The organism is Leifsonia sp. McL0618 (assembly GCF_049994905.1).
Lineage (GTDB): Bacteria > Actinomycetota > Actinomycetes > Actinomycetales > Microbacteriaceae > Diaminobutyricibacter.
In genome coordinates, this window is the sequence record NZ_CP188258.1 from 204,161 (window position 1) to 216,875 (window position 12,715).

Annotated in this window: 19 protein-coding genes; 10 read left to right on the forward strand and 9 right to left on the reverse strand. The window is 67.9% G+C overall.

From position 1 onward, the window contains the following. Positions 1–59: 59 nt before the first annotated feature. Genes ACPPVQ_RS00965 through ACPPVQ_RS00985 form a run of 5 tightly spaced genes read right to left on the reverse strand, consistent with a single transcriptional unit; the run spans position 60 to position 2,752 of the window. Positions 60–1,142 (reverse strand): YihY/virulence factor BrkB family protein, encoded by a 1,083-nt coding sequence (locus ACPPVQ_RS00965; protein ID WP_426517698.1) that lies wholly within the window; start codon positions 1,140–1,142, stop codon positions 60–62. Continuing rightward, positions 1,129–1,437, reverse strand: coding sequence for a DUF3618 domain-containing protein (locus tag ACPPVQ_RS00970; RefSeq protein ID WP_426517700.1), 309 nt, complete (start codon positions 1,435–1,437; stop codon positions 1,129–1,131). The genes ACPPVQ_RS00965 and ACPPVQ_RS00970 overlap by 14 nt, the downstream gene beginning before the upstream one ends. Beyond that, positions 1,434–1,862 (reverse strand): phage holin family protein, encoded by a 429-nt coding sequence (locus ACPPVQ_RS00975; RefSeq protein WP_426517702.1) that lies wholly within the window; start codon positions 1,860–1,862, stop codon positions 1,434–1,436. The genes ACPPVQ_RS00970 and ACPPVQ_RS00975 overlap by 4 nt, the downstream gene beginning before the upstream one ends. A gap of 54 nt (positions 1,863–1,916) precedes the next feature. Next, the gene (locus ACPPVQ_RS00980; protein ID WP_426517704.1) at positions 1,917–2,402 is read right to left on the reverse strand and encodes an SRPBCC family protein; all 486 of its coding nucleotides are present in this window, start codon (positions 2,400–2,402) and stop codon (positions 1,917–1,919) included. Then, positions 2,399–2,752, reverse strand: coding sequence for an ArsR/SmtB family transcription factor (locus tag ACPPVQ_RS00985; RefSeq protein WP_426517706.1), 354 nt, complete (start codon positions 2,750–2,752; stop codon positions 2,399–2,401). The genes ACPPVQ_RS00980 and ACPPVQ_RS00985 overlap by 4 nt, the downstream gene beginning before the upstream one ends. 179 nt (positions 2,753–2,931) lie before the next feature. Between ACPPVQ_RS00985 and ACPPVQ_RS00990 the strand changes: the two genes are divergently transcribed. Genes ACPPVQ_RS00990 through crcB (ACPPVQ_RS01000) form a run of 3 tightly spaced genes read left to right on the forward strand, consistent with a single transcriptional unit; the run spans position 2,932 to position 4,269 of the window. Further along, a complete protein-coding gene (locus ACPPVQ_RS00990) occupies positions 2,932–3,444 on the forward strand; it encodes a universal stress protein (RefSeq protein WP_426517708.1) in 513 nt (170 codons plus the stop codon). 7 nt (positions 3,445–3,451) lie between these two features. Continuing rightward, positions 3,452–3,895, forward strand: a complete 444-nt coding sequence (gene crcB / locus ACPPVQ_RS00995; RefSeq protein ID WP_426517710.1) for a fluoride efflux transporter CrcB — start codon at positions 3,452–3,454, stop codon at positions 3,893–3,895. Beyond that, positions 3,892–4,269, forward strand: coding sequence for a fluoride efflux transporter CrcB (gene crcB, locus ACPPVQ_RS01000; protein ID WP_426517711.1), 378 nt, complete (start codon positions 3,892–3,894; stop codon positions 4,267–4,269). The genes crcB (ACPPVQ_RS00995) and crcB (ACPPVQ_RS01000) overlap by 4 nt, the downstream gene beginning before the upstream one ends. Here the strand turns inward: crcB (ACPPVQ_RS01000) and ACPPVQ_RS01005 are convergent. From ACPPVQ_RS01005 to ACPPVQ_RS01015, 3 genes are all read right to left on the reverse strand, one after another. Continuing rightward, the gene (locus ACPPVQ_RS01005) at positions 4,266–5,390 is read right to left on the reverse strand and encodes a glutamate--cysteine ligase (RefSeq protein WP_426517713.1); all 1,125 of its coding nucleotides are present in this window, start codon (positions 5,388–5,390) and stop codon (positions 4,266–4,268) included. The genes crcB (ACPPVQ_RS01000) and ACPPVQ_RS01005 overlap by 4 nt on opposite strands. A gap of 11 nt (positions 5,391–5,401) precedes the next feature. Further along, on the reverse strand, positions 5,402–6,235 hold the full coding sequence (locus ACPPVQ_RS01010; RefSeq protein WP_426517715.1) for a class II glutamine amidotransferase: 834 nt from the start codon (positions 6,233–6,235) through the stop codon (positions 5,402–5,404). A gap of 155 nt (positions 6,236–6,390) precedes the next feature. Continuing rightward, on the reverse strand, positions 6,391–6,765 hold the full coding sequence (locus tag ACPPVQ_RS01015) for a nuclear transport factor 2 family protein (RefSeq protein WP_426517717.1): 375 nt from the start codon (positions 6,763–6,765) through the stop codon (positions 6,391–6,393). Between the two features lie 136 nt (positions 6,766–6,901). On the opposite strand from ACPPVQ_RS01015, the gene ACPPVQ_RS01020 reads away from it, so the two are divergent. Continuing rightward, positions 6,902–7,237 carry a YciI family protein gene (locus ACPPVQ_RS01020; protein WP_426517719.1) on the forward strand — a complete coding sequence of 112 codons (336 nt, stop codon included), beginning with the start codon at positions 6,902–6,904 and terminating at the stop codon, positions 7,235–7,237. A gap of 45 nt (positions 7,238–7,282) precedes the next feature. On the opposite strand, the gene ACPPVQ_RS01025 is transcribed toward ACPPVQ_RS01020, so the two are convergent. Continuing rightward, complete coding sequence (locus ACPPVQ_RS01025; protein WP_426517721.1) at positions 7,283–7,903, reverse strand: RBBP9/YdeN family alpha/beta hydrolase; 621 nt, start codon at positions 7,901–7,903, stop codon at positions 7,283–7,285. A 138-nt stretch (positions 7,904–8,041) separates the two neighbouring features. Between ACPPVQ_RS01025 and ACPPVQ_RS01030 the strand changes: the two genes are divergently transcribed. The 6 genes from ACPPVQ_RS01030 (at position 8,042) to ACPPVQ_RS01055 (ending at position 12,617) form a co-directional block, all read left to right on the forward strand. Continuing rightward, positions 8,042–8,491, forward strand: coding sequence for a DUF3060 domain-containing protein (locus ACPPVQ_RS01030; protein ID WP_426517723.1), 450 nt, complete (start codon positions 8,042–8,044; stop codon positions 8,489–8,491). A 135-nt stretch (positions 8,492–8,626) separates the two neighbouring features. Continuing rightward, on the forward strand, positions 8,627–9,196 hold the full coding sequence (locus tag ACPPVQ_RS01035; protein WP_426517725.1) for a hypothetical protein: 570 nt from the start codon (positions 8,627–8,629) through the stop codon (positions 9,194–9,196). Between the two features lie 100 nt (positions 9,197–9,296). After that, the gene (locus ACPPVQ_RS01040) at positions 9,297–10,367 is read left to right on the forward strand and encodes a type III polyketide synthase (protein WP_426517727.1); all 1,071 of its coding nucleotides are present in this window, start codon (positions 9,297–9,299) and stop codon (positions 10,365–10,367) included. A 112-nt stretch (positions 10,368–10,479) separates the two neighbouring features. Next, complete coding sequence (locus ACPPVQ_RS01045; RefSeq protein WP_426517729.1) at positions 10,480–11,022, forward strand: isoprenylcysteine carboxyl methyltransferase family protein; 543 nt, start codon at positions 10,480–10,482, stop codon at positions 11,020–11,022. Continuing rightward, on the forward strand, positions 11,019–12,179 hold the full coding sequence (locus ACPPVQ_RS01050) for an NAD(P)/FAD-dependent oxidoreductase (RefSeq protein WP_426517731.1): 1,161 nt from the start codon (positions 11,019–11,021) through the stop codon (positions 12,177–12,179). The genes ACPPVQ_RS01045 and ACPPVQ_RS01050 overlap by 4 nt, the downstream gene beginning before the upstream one ends. Before the next feature lie 165 nt (positions 12,180–12,344). After that, the gene (locus ACPPVQ_RS01055) at positions 12,345–12,617 is read left to right on the forward strand and encodes a ParB family protein (RefSeq protein WP_426517733.1); all 273 of its coding nucleotides are present in this window, start codon (positions 12,345–12,347) and stop codon (positions 12,615–12,617) included. Positions 12,618–12,715 lie beyond the last annotated feature (98 nt).

The following is a 12,715-nucleotide window of genomic DNA, read 5'->3' on the forward strand; positions in this document are numbered from 1 at the left end:
CCGCGCCCGTCTCGCCGTCTCGGCTCGTCGCGCCCCCGCCCCTCGCGCGTGAGCGATCCTCAGCCCCCGGCATCACGCCTTGCGGGCGCCGGCGCCGGGCGGGCGCGCGCGAAACGCCGGCGCACCTCGCGCGCGGCGAGAAGGTCCGCATCCATCGCATCCTGCGCTTTGACGATCGCGACCGTCGATTTGAGCGGAAGCCGCAGCGCCACATCCGCCTCGATCCCGGCCGTCAGTTCGCGGGCGCGCTCGACTTCGATGTCCAGTTCGGCGCCGAACAGAAGGGCCAGGTTGGCGATCCAGATCCAGAGCAAGAAGATGATGATCCCGGCAAGCGAGCCGTAGATGCGCTGGTAATTGCCGAAATTCGCGACATAGAGGCCGAAGAGGACGGATGCCGCACCGAGTACGACGATCGCGGCGATCGACCCGGTCGTCAGCAGCCGGAATCGCGGCATCCGCACATTCGGTGTCGCGTAGTAGAGGAGTGCGACGAGCAGCACGAGCGCGATCACCAGCACGGGCCACTTGAGCACCGACCAGACGACCTGAACGGTGTCACCCAGCCCGAGCGCGTCGCCGATGGCCGTCGCGATCGGCCCCGACACCACGAGCATGATGGCGATGAGTGTGACGAGCCCGAGGCTGACGAGGGTGACCCCCAGCTGCACCGGGCGGAGCTTCCAGACGGAACGACCCTCGTTGACACCGAAGATGCGGTTGACCGCACGTCCGAATGCGCCGACATAGCCCGAGGCCGACCAGATGGCGCCGACGACCCCGATCACGAGAGCGAGTCCGTTGCTGTGCGAGGAGGCGAGCTGTTGGATCGGTCCCTTCAACGCGGTGAATGCCGAACCGGGTACGAGTTGCCCGGCCACCGTGAACAGTGCGTCGATACCTTTGCGGCTCTGACCGACAAGGCCGAGGAGTGACACCAGGGCCAGCAGCGCAGGGAAGAGCGACAACACACCGAAGTAGGTGAGCCCGGCCGCGAGATCGGTGCATTGGTGCCTGCCGAAACTCCGCACAGTGCGGCGAAGGATGAAGCCCCACGGCAGGCGTCTCCAGGGCGCCGGATGCGGGTTCCCGGCCTTCGCGTCGGCGACACGCCTGCCCTCAGCGACGTCAGCGTCGACCACTGGCCCGTCCGCGCCGCAGGGTCAGGACGGCGGCGGCCGCTGCGGCCGTTGCGCCGAGGAAGAGCGCTGCGAACAGCACCGGGTGCGAGCGGATCTGCACCGCCGGATTGAAGGTTGCGAAGAGGTCGTCGAGGGTGGCGGCCAGTTCGTCCCGCGTCTGCTCGATGTCGAGTTGCCTCGTGTGGACACCGGCATTCGGCGGGAGCGGCGGCCGGGACGTGCTCGGTCCGGATGCGCTCGGTCCGGTTGCGCTCGGTCCGGGTGAACCCGGCCGCGCCGTGCCGTCCTGCGTCATGCGCGCTCCCTCTTCAGCACCCGGAGGTCTTCGCCGAGGCTCGCCTTGGTTTCTTCGGGGATGATCGGGGGAACCTTCTTCAGGCTCACCCTCCCGATGAGTACCGCGATGCCGGCGAGCACCAGCAGGATGCCCGCGACGATGAGAGCGGCGAGCCACGGCGGCACGATGAGGGCGAACGCGAAGACTGCCGCCGTCACCAGGACGGCAAACGCGAAGAAGACGAAGACGAGCGCGCCGACGAGGAGGCCGACACCGACGCCGGCGTCCTTCGCTTTGGCGCTCATCTCCGCCTTGAAGAGGGCGAGTTCCGAGGCGATCAGCCGGCGGACCTGTTCGACGAGGTCGCGCACGAGTACCGGCAGGGGGCGCAGGTCTTTCGTGGTTCGGCGGCGCTCGCGGGGCAGCGGCGACTTGTCGCTCATCCGTTCTCCGTTTCGTCGTCTTGCCGCGAACCTACGCCACCCGGCCGGTTTCGACTACCCCTGGGCTGCGACCAGTTCGGCCAGCCGTTCCATCGAGTCCCGCACGCCGTGCTCCATGCCGTGCTCGATCATCGCGTCGCGCGTTTCGACCGAGGGGAAGACGGAGTGGGTGTGCAGGCGGGTGCGGCCGCCGAGATCTTCGTAGGTCGCGGTCTCGAGCGAGACCTGGCCGGGCGCTCCCTCCCATTCGAAGGTCTGGATGACGCGCTCGCCCGGTTCGACCGAGTGGAACACGCCACGGAAGGCGAACTCGTCTCCATCGGCGTTGCGGTGGATGTAACGGTAACGACCACCGTCGCGTACCTCGTATTCTTCGACGATCATCTCCAGCTCGCGCGGGCCGAGCCACTGTGCGACGAGGGCGGGATCGGTCGCGGCGCGGAAGACCTGTTCGGGCGTCGCGTCGAACTCGCGCACCAGGTCGACGAAAGGCGTGCCGGGCTGGGCGGTGATGGTCGTGGGGTTCTGGATGGTGCTCATTTCTCGTTCTCCTTCTTTTTCAGGTCGACGAGCACGGCGTCGAGCGCACGGAAGCGCTGCTCGGCGACGAGCCGGTACGTGTCGATCCAGGCGGTCAAGGCCTCGAGGGCGACCGGATCGAGGTGGCACGGACGGCGTTGGCCGTCACGTGTCCGGGTGATCAGCCCCGCGGTCTCGAGCACCTGGATGTGCCGCGAGATCGCCTGCTTGGTGATTGCGAAGGGCTCGGCGAGTTCGTTGACCGTCGCCTCGCCCCGGGAGAGGCGGGCGATGATCGCACGGCGCACCGGGTCGGCCAGTGCCAGGAAAGCCCGGTCGAGGTGGTCGTCAAGGGCCACGTCCACAGTCATTGATCAGTCCGTATCTTTATCAACATATTCCTTTATCAACCAATAGGTTGACTATGACCACAATACGACCGCCGCTATCGCGTGTCAACACCGTCCTCAGCCTGCTTTGTTCGCAGCCCCGCCTTTGGCACACTTGACCCAACGCCGCACGCCGGCGGAACGCCAGGGAGAGGCCCGTCATGAGCGCACACAGCAACGAGCAGCGAGGCGCGATCGTCGTCGCGGTGGTCGCCGGCCAGCCGACCGCCGTCCTCGAGCATGCTGCTGCGCTTGCCGACGACCTCGACGTCCACCTCGTCTGCGCAAACGTCGACATCAACCGCTACCTCGTCTCCAGCTACGTCGACGGCAGCGTCGTCGCCCTGCCGTACGACCCCGACCTGCCCGAGGTCGAGAAGGCGACCTTCGACCCGGAGCTCGCTGCGAACATCCGCGCCGTGCTCGAAGCGAAGGGAGTGCGTTACTCCCTCGAGCAACTCGCGGGCGATCCCGCATGGGCGCTGACGCGCCTCGCGGATGAGATCGACGCCCGCTACATCGTCGTCGGCACCCGTGAGGCCGGATTGCGGGGAAGCTTCCGCGAGTTCTTCAACGGCTCCGTCGCCGCGCATCTCACCCACCGCCAGCACCGTCCGGTCCTCGTCGTGCCCCTCTCGCCGACGCCGCGGGGCGAGAAGCTGCCGTGGGAGTGACGGCCGCGTGCCCATCCACCTCCACTGGCGCTACATCGGGCTGGTCTTCCTCGGCGGTGCGCTCGGAACGACTGCGCGCTACCTGATCTCATCCGTCATTCCGCCGTGGATCGGCCTGCCTGTCGGAACGTTCCTGATCAACATCGTCGGCGCCTTCCTGCTGGGCGCGCTGCTTGAAGCGCTGGCGCTGCGAGGACCCGACGAGGGCATCCGCCGCAACCTGCGACTCTTCGTCGGCACGGGCATCCTGGGCGGCTTCACCACCTACAGCGCTTTCGCTGTTGACACGGATGGGCTGTTGACGTCGAACGACCTCGCAGGGAGCCTCGTCTACGCGGTCGCGACGATACTGATCGGCGCGCTGGCATCCCTTTGCGGCATCGCCCTGGCCGCCTGGCATCACGGGCCGACCGGGCCGGGCCGCGCGTCGGCCTTCGGCGGTGATGAGTGACCACGATTCTCGTGCTCGCCGTGGCCGTTGCCGGCGGACTCGGCGCGGTGACCCGGCTCGTCTTCGACGGCTTTCTGCGCAGCCGCATCGCGATCGCGTTCCCGATCGGAACGACGATCATCAACGTCACCGGCTCGTTCCTGCTGGGAGTGGTCACCTCGCTCGCCCTCGCGCACGGTCTGCCCCCCGAATGGCGTGTGGTGCTCGGTACGGGATTCCTGGGCGGCTACACGACCTTCAGCACAGCCAGCTACGAGACGGTGCGCCTCGCGCAGCAGCGGCGCTACCGTGCTGCGGTCGTCAACGGGTTCGGGATGCTCGTCCTCGCGCTCCTCGCGGCCGGCCTCGGCCTGTGGCTGGGCGCGCTGTTCTAGCCGACCGCCTCCCGGCTGCCCGCCTCCTGCGCGTGCGTCACGCGGATCGCCTCGGTCACGACATCCAGGAGACTGCCGCGCCTGCTGAACGCGCGGCGCTGTATGCCTGCCCCGCCACCGTTCTCGAGAATCCGCTTCAGGCCTGACCGCACCAGGTCGCCGTCACCGTTGCGGCTGAGTGCCCGGTCGACATGTGCGACCAGTGCTCCCACCGCATCATCGGCGGTGCCGCCGCGGCCGTGCGCCGGATGCGGCAACCGGCCGATCGCCCCCGTGAGTGCCGCCTGCCATTCGGCCAGCCGAAGGACCGCCGCGGGCACCGACACCGGGGCGACGCCGTCATGCCACTCCTCGACGGCCGTGTCGACGAGGGCGCGGATGAGGGCGGCGAGCACGATCGTGTCCCGCGGGTCGAGGCAGACGTCAGCTATCCGCACTTCCACCGTCGGCTGCTGGTGGGGCAGCCGGGCGTCGAGATAGATCATGCGGCGGTCGAGGATGACCTCCGTTTCAACGAGCATCCGCTCGAACGCCTCGTAGGCGGCGGCCGAGCCGAAGACCTCGGTCGGGCCGGCGCTCTGCCACTGGTGCCACGCGGCGAAACGGTAGCTCGCATAGCCGGTGTCGTCTCCGTTGGCGAACGGAGAGTTCGCGCTCAGCGCCAGGATCACCGGAAGCCAGTTGCGGATCCGGTCCAGGATCGCGACGCCCTCCTCGCGCGAGTCGATGCCGACGTGCACGTGGCAGCCGCACACCAGCACGTTGCGTGCTGTCGCCCCGTAGCGCTCCATCATCGTTCCGTAGCGCGGTTCGCGGGTCGGATGCGGCACGAACTCCATCGGCGACATCGCGAGGGCGACGGCGCGAGCCCCGTGGGGACGTACCAGCCGGTCGGCGAGCGCGCGCCCGGCGACGATCTCACCGAACAGGTCGCCGGTCGACTCATGTGGCCGGGTCTGGGCCTCCAGCATCTCCTGCTTGAACTCCTCCTCGACGCTCGGGCCGGTGGCCGAGTCGGCCGGGTCGGGGGCGTCGACGAGCGCCCGGGGCGCGATCGCCATCGGGATGCCCGTCCGCTCGTCGACCAGGAGCAACTCCTCCTCGACGCCAAGAGTCCTCATCGAGCCATGCTCTACGACTGGAGGAACGGCTCAGTGGTGTAGCCGGAGGGGTCCAGCACGGATGCGCTCGACTCCGGGACCTCGATGAACAGGCCGGGCAGATCGTTCAGAGGCTCCGAGACGATCACGCGTGACCGCTTGCCGAACATGCGCAGCTTCTCGATGTCGGGGTACATCTCCTGGAGCGTTCCCATGTCTTCCGAATGGAAAAGAGTACGGCTGCGGCCCTCCGACGAGTAGCGGAAAGCCCAGATCGTCGATCCGTCGGACACTGCGATCGTTCCCTGCATCGGAAAATCGATGCCGGCGTTGTGACCCACCTCCTCGACCATACGGATCGCTTTGCCCATTGCACCGATCGGGTCGTCCATCAGCCCCAGCGTCAGAGCGAGATGGAACAGTGCCTCGGAGTCGGTCGTCCCGAGGATGTGCGGGTACAGGGACGGGTCGACCGCAAACGTGAGATCCCGCTTCGTCTTGTGGAAGTCCTTCAGGTAGCCGTTGTGCATGAACATCCAGTTCTCGTAGCGGAACGGGTGGCAGTTCGACTGCTGGATGGGCGGCCCGGCCGCCGCACGGACATGACTGAAGAAGAGTGGACTCTCGATGCTGCTGGTCAGTTCGCGAAGGTTCTCATCGTTCCAGGCCGGTTCCGTGCTGTGGAACAACGCCGGCTTGGCGTCCCTCTCGCCGGTCGAGTACCAGCCGAAACCGAACCCGTCCCCGTTCACCGTCTCCTTCCCCAGGGGGGAGTTCAACGACTGCGCCACGAGTGAGTGCTCCGTATTGAGGATCACTTCTGCTGGACGCAACGGCTCACCTGCATAGGCCAGCCAACGACACATTTCACACCGCCTTCATGATCGCGCCCGCCACACGAACCAGTACCGCGCGTGCTTTCGGCGAGCGACTGTGCCCGAAGCGTAACCGAGCATTTTCGGGCCGGGCATCACCCGAATCGAATGACAAGGCACGCCATTCGGACGGCCGGCTCCGCCACTCACTCGTCGTCGATCTCGGGGGCCTCCGTCTGGTCCATCCACCACTCCGTGAACTCGCTCGCGCGCCCATCCGGTTCAAGACGGATGACCCACAGATTGCTGTACGTCGCGCCCGCGTGATACTCGGTGACGCCTTCCACGAACGCCAGCGAGCCGTCGTGCCCCAGCACCCGCCACGCGAAATCGGCAGCCCCCGGCTCGTCCTGGGCATCCAGCCAACCCTCCACAATCTCGAGGTGACCGATCCACGGGTCGGCGAACGGCTCGGTGCGGTACTGCGCATTCTCGGTGAACAACGCGCGGATGTCGTCTGGATCGTTCGACTCCCACGCTCGCCGGTACCCCTCGATCCACGTTGCTGTCGCGTCTGCCATGCGACCGTTATACGCCCTTTGGACCTGCCGCGAACATCCGCTTCTCAAACCGGTGGAAAGATCTTGACCCTGTTAGTCGAATTCGTCGTGCAGCCGTTCGACGTTCACACGTAACGTCTACGACAAGGAGGACGACATGGAGTACATGCTCTTGATCACGACCGACCCCGAGGCCGAGCCGTACGACCCGGAGTTCGACAACATCGTGGAGTGGGTCGACGACCTGGAGAAGCGCGGCATCCGCGGGCACGGCGACCGGTTGCGGCCGCCCGAGGACGCGAAGATCGTGCGCATCCGCAGGGGGCGGCTGGAGGTGACGGACGGCCCCTTCACCGAGACCAAGGAATGGATCGCAGGCTACGACATCCTCGACTGCGAAAGCATGGACCAGGCGGTCGAGATCGCGTCGCGCCACCCGATGGCGCGCTTCGGCCGGGTCGAGGTGCGCGCGATCTGGCCGTTCGAAGGCTGAGCCGGCGGGCCGCGCCTGGTGCGTGGGCGCGGCCCGCCCGCTCGTTCAGGACGTGTGCGCCGACGCTCGCCCGCCGGCACTCGGCCGCCCGACGATCCGCACCGCCGGGTCCAGGCACCACGCCGTCACCGCCGGCCAGCGCCCATACCCCGCCGTCAGTTCCAGGTGGCCACCGCCGGGGATGACGATCACGGGTATCCCGAGCGGCCCACCGAACGCCGTCTCGGCCCCCTCCGGGCAGAACGGGTCGTTGTCGGATGCGACGATCACAGTGGCCGGAGCGTCGGCCGGGAGAGGGGGCCGCGGCAGCGCACCGAACTCGGCGATCTCGTCGATGCCGGCGATGACCGCAGGGGACGGGGGCGCCACGAGCAGTACGCGGTCTACTGCCGAAACATCCGGGGCAGAACCCAGCCAGAGCAGCGCGGACAGGCTGTGGCACACCACCGTCACGGGCCGGCCTTCAGCGGCGAGCTCGCCGAGCAACCGCGCGACAGTGGATGCCCACACCGCGGCCGACGGCGCACTCGCGTCGGGCAGTTGCGGGTACTCCACCCGACGCCCGGCCGCTTGCAGATCGCGCGCGAGCTCGTACTGCCAGTGGCCTTCCGGCCGGAAGTTCTGCCAGCCGTGCAGGATCAGGAACGCACCATCCTCGTTCGCCATCCGGCTCTCCTCTCGCGTCCGAAAAGCAAGTATTGCGCGCGCCGTTGGGCCGCATCCATTCGTGTTTCGCCGTGTTGACGCTAGCGTGGTGGCAGGTTCGCACGGAGGGGTTCAGGAATGCGCAGATCGTCGAGGTTCGTGGCAGCGGCCGCAGTCGTGTTTTTCGTCGTCGTCGGTGTCTCGGCCTGTTCGTCGACCGACGCGAAAGACCAGACCGTGGTGTCGCCGACCACCTCGGAAGGCCCGGTCACCGGTTTCGTGCGCGACGGCCAGGTGCTGCATGTCTCGCGCAATGACGTCAGCGTGAACATCCAGGCGTCGGGGGGCGAGCTGATCGTGCAGGGCGACGGCCTGACCGTGACGGTTTCCGGCAACGTGGGCGACCTCATCCTGACCGGCTCGAACAACACGGTCACGTCGGGCGACGCCGACTGGCTCGAGGTGAACGGCTCGAGCAACACCGTCAAGGCGGGCGGCGTGAGCAGCACGGTGCGCATCGAAGGGTCGCGCAACGACGTCTCGTTCAGCGGCGGACCGAGCGTGCGCGTGCGCGGAACCAACAACACCGTCAACGGCAAGCCGCAGTAGCTGATGCGCCGCTGACGCGCGGCAGGATGACGCGGTGCACACCGCGTTCCCAGCGGGCGCCTAGCGGACACGCAAGCTGCGTCGCTAACGTTCCCCTCTGACCATCGATCGTGAACATGCCAGGCAGGGGGAGCGATGCGCAAACTCTTCTGGACCCTCTGCGCCCTGGTCGTCGGCGGCACCCTGGTCGTCGCAGCGACGCTCGCGGCACCGACGTTCCTCACCCAGGCGCAGGCCAAGGCCGTCGCGGTGACCTGCCCGTCAGTTCCCGCGGTCATGGTCGGCACCATCCGTGTGCCGGCCGGTCCGGTCGCCGGTTACTGCCAGGATCAACTCGTGAACGCCGCGCACATCATGAACGCGGCACGCAACCTCGGGATCGGCACGCACACGCAGGCGATCGGCGTCATGACGGCGATGGGCGAGTCCGGCCTCCGCAACCTGGACCACGGCGACACGGCCGGCCCGGACAGCCGCGGGATCTTCCAGCAGCGTGCCAACGGCGCGTGGGGCACCCTGGCAGACCGGATGGACCCGTACACGGCCGCAACGAACTTCTTCACCAAGCTCGTCAACCTGCCGGACTGGAAGAGTCTGACTCCGACCGAGGCGGCCCATGCCGTGCAAGTGAACGCCGACCCGAACTATTACTCCGCGTACTGGATCGACGCCCAGAAGGTCGTCTCCGCGCTGTCGACGTCCTGACCGCCGCCGAGCGGTGACCTGTGCACGCGGGGGACCAGCGTGCAGGTGTCCATCTCACATCTCGGGGGTAGATCTCCACCTCGCGTGATACGTTGCGCTTGTGACCCGAATAGTGGCGGTCGCTCCCGCCCTCCCGGCCCGTTCATACACGCAGGCCGAGATCACCGCGGCCTTGCTCGCGATGATCACGACGGACCCCGGCCGGCAGGCCGTGATGAAGCGCATCCACGCCGCGAGCGGCGTCGAGACACGCAACCTGGTCATGCCCCTCGAGCAGTACAGCACACTGGCGTCGTTCCGTGAGTCGAACGATTTCTGGATCGCAGAAGGCACCACTCTCGCAGAGCGTGCCCTGGTGGATGCGCTGGCCCTCGCCGGTCTGGTGGCCGCCGACGTCGACTTCCTGCTCTTCACATCCGTGACCGGCATCGCCGCCCCGTCGATCGATGCCCAGCTGGTGTCCCGGCTTGGGCTGCGACCCGACGTCAAGCGCCTGCCGTCTTTCGGCCTCGGATGCGTTGCCGGCGCCGCAGGGATCGCGCGCGTACACGACTACCTGGTCGGGCATCCGAACGAGGTCGCTGTGCTGCTGTCGGTCGAGCTCTGCTCGCTGACCGTGCAGGCGAGCGACGATTCGATGGCGAACATCGTCGCCAGCGGACTCTTCGGTGACGGCGCAGCAGCCGTGGTGATGGTCGGCGACCAGCGCGCCCAGCAGCTCGGGATCGGCGGCCCGGAGGTCATCGACACCCGCAGCCGCATCTACCCGAACACCGAGGACGTGATCGGCTGGGACATCGGCGGCACCGGTTTCCGTATCGTTCTCAGTGCGGGCGTTCCGGAGGTGATCGACCACAATTTCGCGGATGATGCGGCCGGCCTGCTCGACCGCCACGGGCTGACGATCGCGGATGTCGGTGTCTGGGCTGCGCATCCGGGTGGCCCGAAAGTGCTCGAAGCGTTCTCGCGCGCACTCGACCTTCCCGATGGCGCGCTCGATGCCAGCTGGCGGTCGCTGGCGCGCGTCGGCAACCTCTCGTCGGCGGCGGTGCTGCATGTGCTCGCCGAGCTCATGGATGCGCACCCTCAGGCCGGCACGAACGGCCTGCTGTTCGCGCTCGGCCCCGGCGTCACAGCCGAACTCGTACTGCTGCGCTGGGTGGACGCGTGATCAGGCCGAACGCGTGATCAGGGCGACACGTGATCAGGGCGACACAGTGTCGGGCAGCGACGTGATCGGGGCGGCGAGATGATCTGGGCTGAGACGTGATCTGGGCTGAGACGTGATCTGGTACACCGTGCTGATCCTCGCGACCGGTCTCGAGCGCATCGCCGAACTGATCGTCTCGACCCGCAACGCGAAGTGGTCGTTCGCACGCGGGGGCGTCGAGCATGGCCGCCGGCATTTCGGGCCGATGGTCGCTCTGCACGTCGGAATGCTGCTCGCATGTCTCGCCGAGGTGTGGATCGGCGGCCGCCCGTTCATCCCGTGGCTCGGCTGGCCGATGCTGGTGCTCGTCTTCGCCAGCCAGGCGCTGCGCTGGTGGTCCATCGCCGTGCTCGGTCACCGCTGGAACACCCGAGTGATCATCGTTCCGGGGCTGCCTCTCGTCGACCGTGGCCCCTACCGCTGGTTCAAGCATCCCAACTATGTCGCGGTCGTCGTCGAGGGGATCGCGCTGCCCCTCGTGTACACGGGCTGGATCACGGCGCTGACCTTCACCGTGCTGAACGCGGTGCTGCTGCTGCGCTTCCGGCTGCCGTGCGAGAACACGGCGCTCGCGTCGCTGCCGGCGGCGACAACGGACCGCTCCTCGGTGCAATGAGCGAGGAGCCCGGCGCGGGCCGCGGCGCAGACGCAGGTCGTGCCGGCCCAGGTTCCCCCGAGGTGCGCTCGGGCGCCCCCGGCGCCGACCCGGGCGCCCCCCAGGCAGGCTCGCGCGCCCTCGACGCCGACCTGATCGTGGTCGGTGGCGGCCCGGTCGGTCTCGCCGCCGCGATCGAAGCGCGCGCCGCCGGGCTCGACGTGCTCGTGGTCGAACAGCGCGGCGGACCGATCGACAAGGCGTGCGGCGAGGGACTCATGCCCGGCGCGCTTGCGGCGCTGCACCGTCTCGGCGTCGACCCTGCGGGCTGCGATTTCCACGGGATCGCCTACGTCAGCGCGACCCAGCGTGTGGAGCACCGCTTCGACGGCGAGACCGGACGGGGCGTGCGACGAACCGTGCTGCACGCGGCGATGGCCGGTCGGGTGGCCGAGTTGGGCATCCCGGTCGTGCGCGGGCGCGTCACCGCCGTGACCCAGGGCGAGCGTCGCGTGCGCGTCGGCTGGGATGGCGGCGGGGCGAGCGCGAGCTGGGTGATCGCCGCCGACGGGCTGCACTCGACGGTGCGGAGGCTTGTCGGATGCGAACGACCGCCGGTGGCGGCGGCGAAGCGACGGTTCGGCATCCGCCGGCATTTCGAGGTCGCGCCCTGGAGCGATCTCGTCGAAGTGCACTGGACGCCCGACATCGAGGCCTACGTCACGCCGGTCGATGCGGGAACGGTGGGCGTCGCCCTCCTGGGGCCGCCGCATGTCGATTTCGACGACGCGCTCGCTCGCATCCCAGAGCTCGCCGGCCACCTCGACGGCGCTGCCGCCCTGAGTTCGACGCGCGGCGCGGGGCCGATGCGCCAGCGGACCACCCGCCGTGTCGCGGGGCGGGTGCTACTGGCGGGGGATGCGTCCGGTTACGTCGACGCCCTCACGGGCGAAGGATTGAGGGTCGGGTTTGCGCAGGCGCGCTCGGCCGTGCGCAGCATCGCGGATGGTGACCCGACGCGCTACGAGCGTGCCTGGTCGCGGGACACCCGGGACTTCCGCATCCTCACCAGCGCCCTCGTCGCTGCAGCGCGTTCTCCCCTTCGGGCACGGATCGTGCCGGCCGCGGCGGCGAGTCCGGCACTGTTCGGACGGATCGTCGACCGGCTTGCGCGCTGAATCATGCGCACCGGCATCCGGTATATGAGATGCACAGTACTTTGAATGCTTTTATAAGAAGTTTTAACCGGTGATTTACGCGCCCTTCTCAGGATCAACCGGTATTCCTTGTATTAGTGCCACAGCACGACTGTTATTCAAAGTTCGGAAGAAGGACGACCATCGATGAGCCACGTAGAGGCTGACCCCGATTCCGGCGAATATGCAGGTGAACGTCGACGAACCACAATCACCTTCTACCTGTCGGAGCTGCTGCGAAACCGTGCACGCGCTGCCTACCGGACCACGTCGTTCGCTGAGCAGGACTCCAGCTGGTCCGACATGCTCGGAAAGGCCCTGCTCGCCGAGGTGGAGCGCAGGGAGCGCGTCCACAACTACGGTGAGCCGTTCGTCGGCGGCGAAGAGCCGCTCACCCCGGGCCGTCCGATCGGGTTCTGACCCGGTGCCGGATGGCAGCTGAAAACGACCCGGCCGGGTCGACCACGTTCCTGTGTGGAACGGGACGACCCGGCCGACTCTGTTCAGCTCAATCGGCT

What these genes read in the sequence shown, in the direction of transcription:
- ACPPVQ_RS00970 (WP_426517700.1), bottom strand. Translation starts at nt 1,437, where the DNA reads ATGACGCAGGACGGCACGGCGCGGCCGGGTTCACCCGGACCGAGCGCA.
- ACPPVQ_RS00975 (WP_426517702.1), bottom strand. Translation starts at nt 1,862, where the DNA reads ATGAGCGACAAGTCGCCGCTGCCCCGCGAGCGCCGCCGAACCACGAAA.
- ACPPVQ_RS00980 (WP_426517704.1), bottom strand. Translation starts at nt 2,402, where the DNA reads ATGAGCACCATCCAGAACCCCACGACCATCACCGCCCAGCCCGGCACG.
- ACPPVQ_RS00985 (WP_426517706.1), bottom strand. Translation starts at nt 2,752, where the DNA reads ATGACTGTGGACGTGGCCCTTGACGACCACCTCGACCGGGCTTTCCTG.
- ACPPVQ_RS00990 (WP_426517708.1), top strand. Translation starts at nt 2,932, where the DNA reads ATGAGCGCACACAGCAACGAGCAGCGAGGCGCGATCGTCGTCGCGGTG.
- ACPPVQ_RS01005 (WP_426517713.1), bottom strand. Translation starts at nt 5,390, where the DNA reads ATGAGGACTCTTGGCGTCGAGGAGGAGTTGCTCCTGGTCGACGAGCGG.
- ACPPVQ_RS01010 (WP_426517715.1), bottom strand. Translation starts at nt 6,235, where the DNA reads ATGTGTCGTTGGCTGGCCTATGCAGGTGAGCCGTTGCGTCCAGCAGAA.
- ACPPVQ_RS01015 (WP_426517717.1), bottom strand. Translation starts at nt 6,765, where the DNA reads ATGGCAGACGCGACAGCAACGTGGATCGAGGGGTACCGGCGAGCGTGG.
- ACPPVQ_RS01020 (WP_426517719.1), top strand. Translation starts at nt 6,902, where the DNA reads ATGGAGTACATGCTCTTGATCACGACCGACCCCGAGGCCGAGCCGTAC.
- ACPPVQ_RS01025 (WP_426517721.1), bottom strand. Translation starts at nt 7,903, where the DNA reads ATGGCGAACGAGGATGGTGCGTTCCTGATCCTGCACGGCTGGCAGAAC.
- ACPPVQ_RS01035 (WP_426517725.1), top strand. Translation starts at nt 8,627, where the DNA reads ATGCGCAAACTCTTCTGGACCCTCTGCGCCCTGGTCGTCGGCGGCACC.
- ACPPVQ_RS01050 (WP_426517731.1), top strand. Translation starts at nt 11,019, where the DNA reads ATGAGCGAGGAGCCCGGCGCGGGCCGCGGCGCAGACGCAGGTCGTGCC.
- ACPPVQ_RS01055 (WP_426517733.1), top strand. Translation starts at nt 12,345, where the DNA reads ATGAGCCACGTAGAGGCTGACCCCGATTCCGGCGAATATGCAGGTGAA.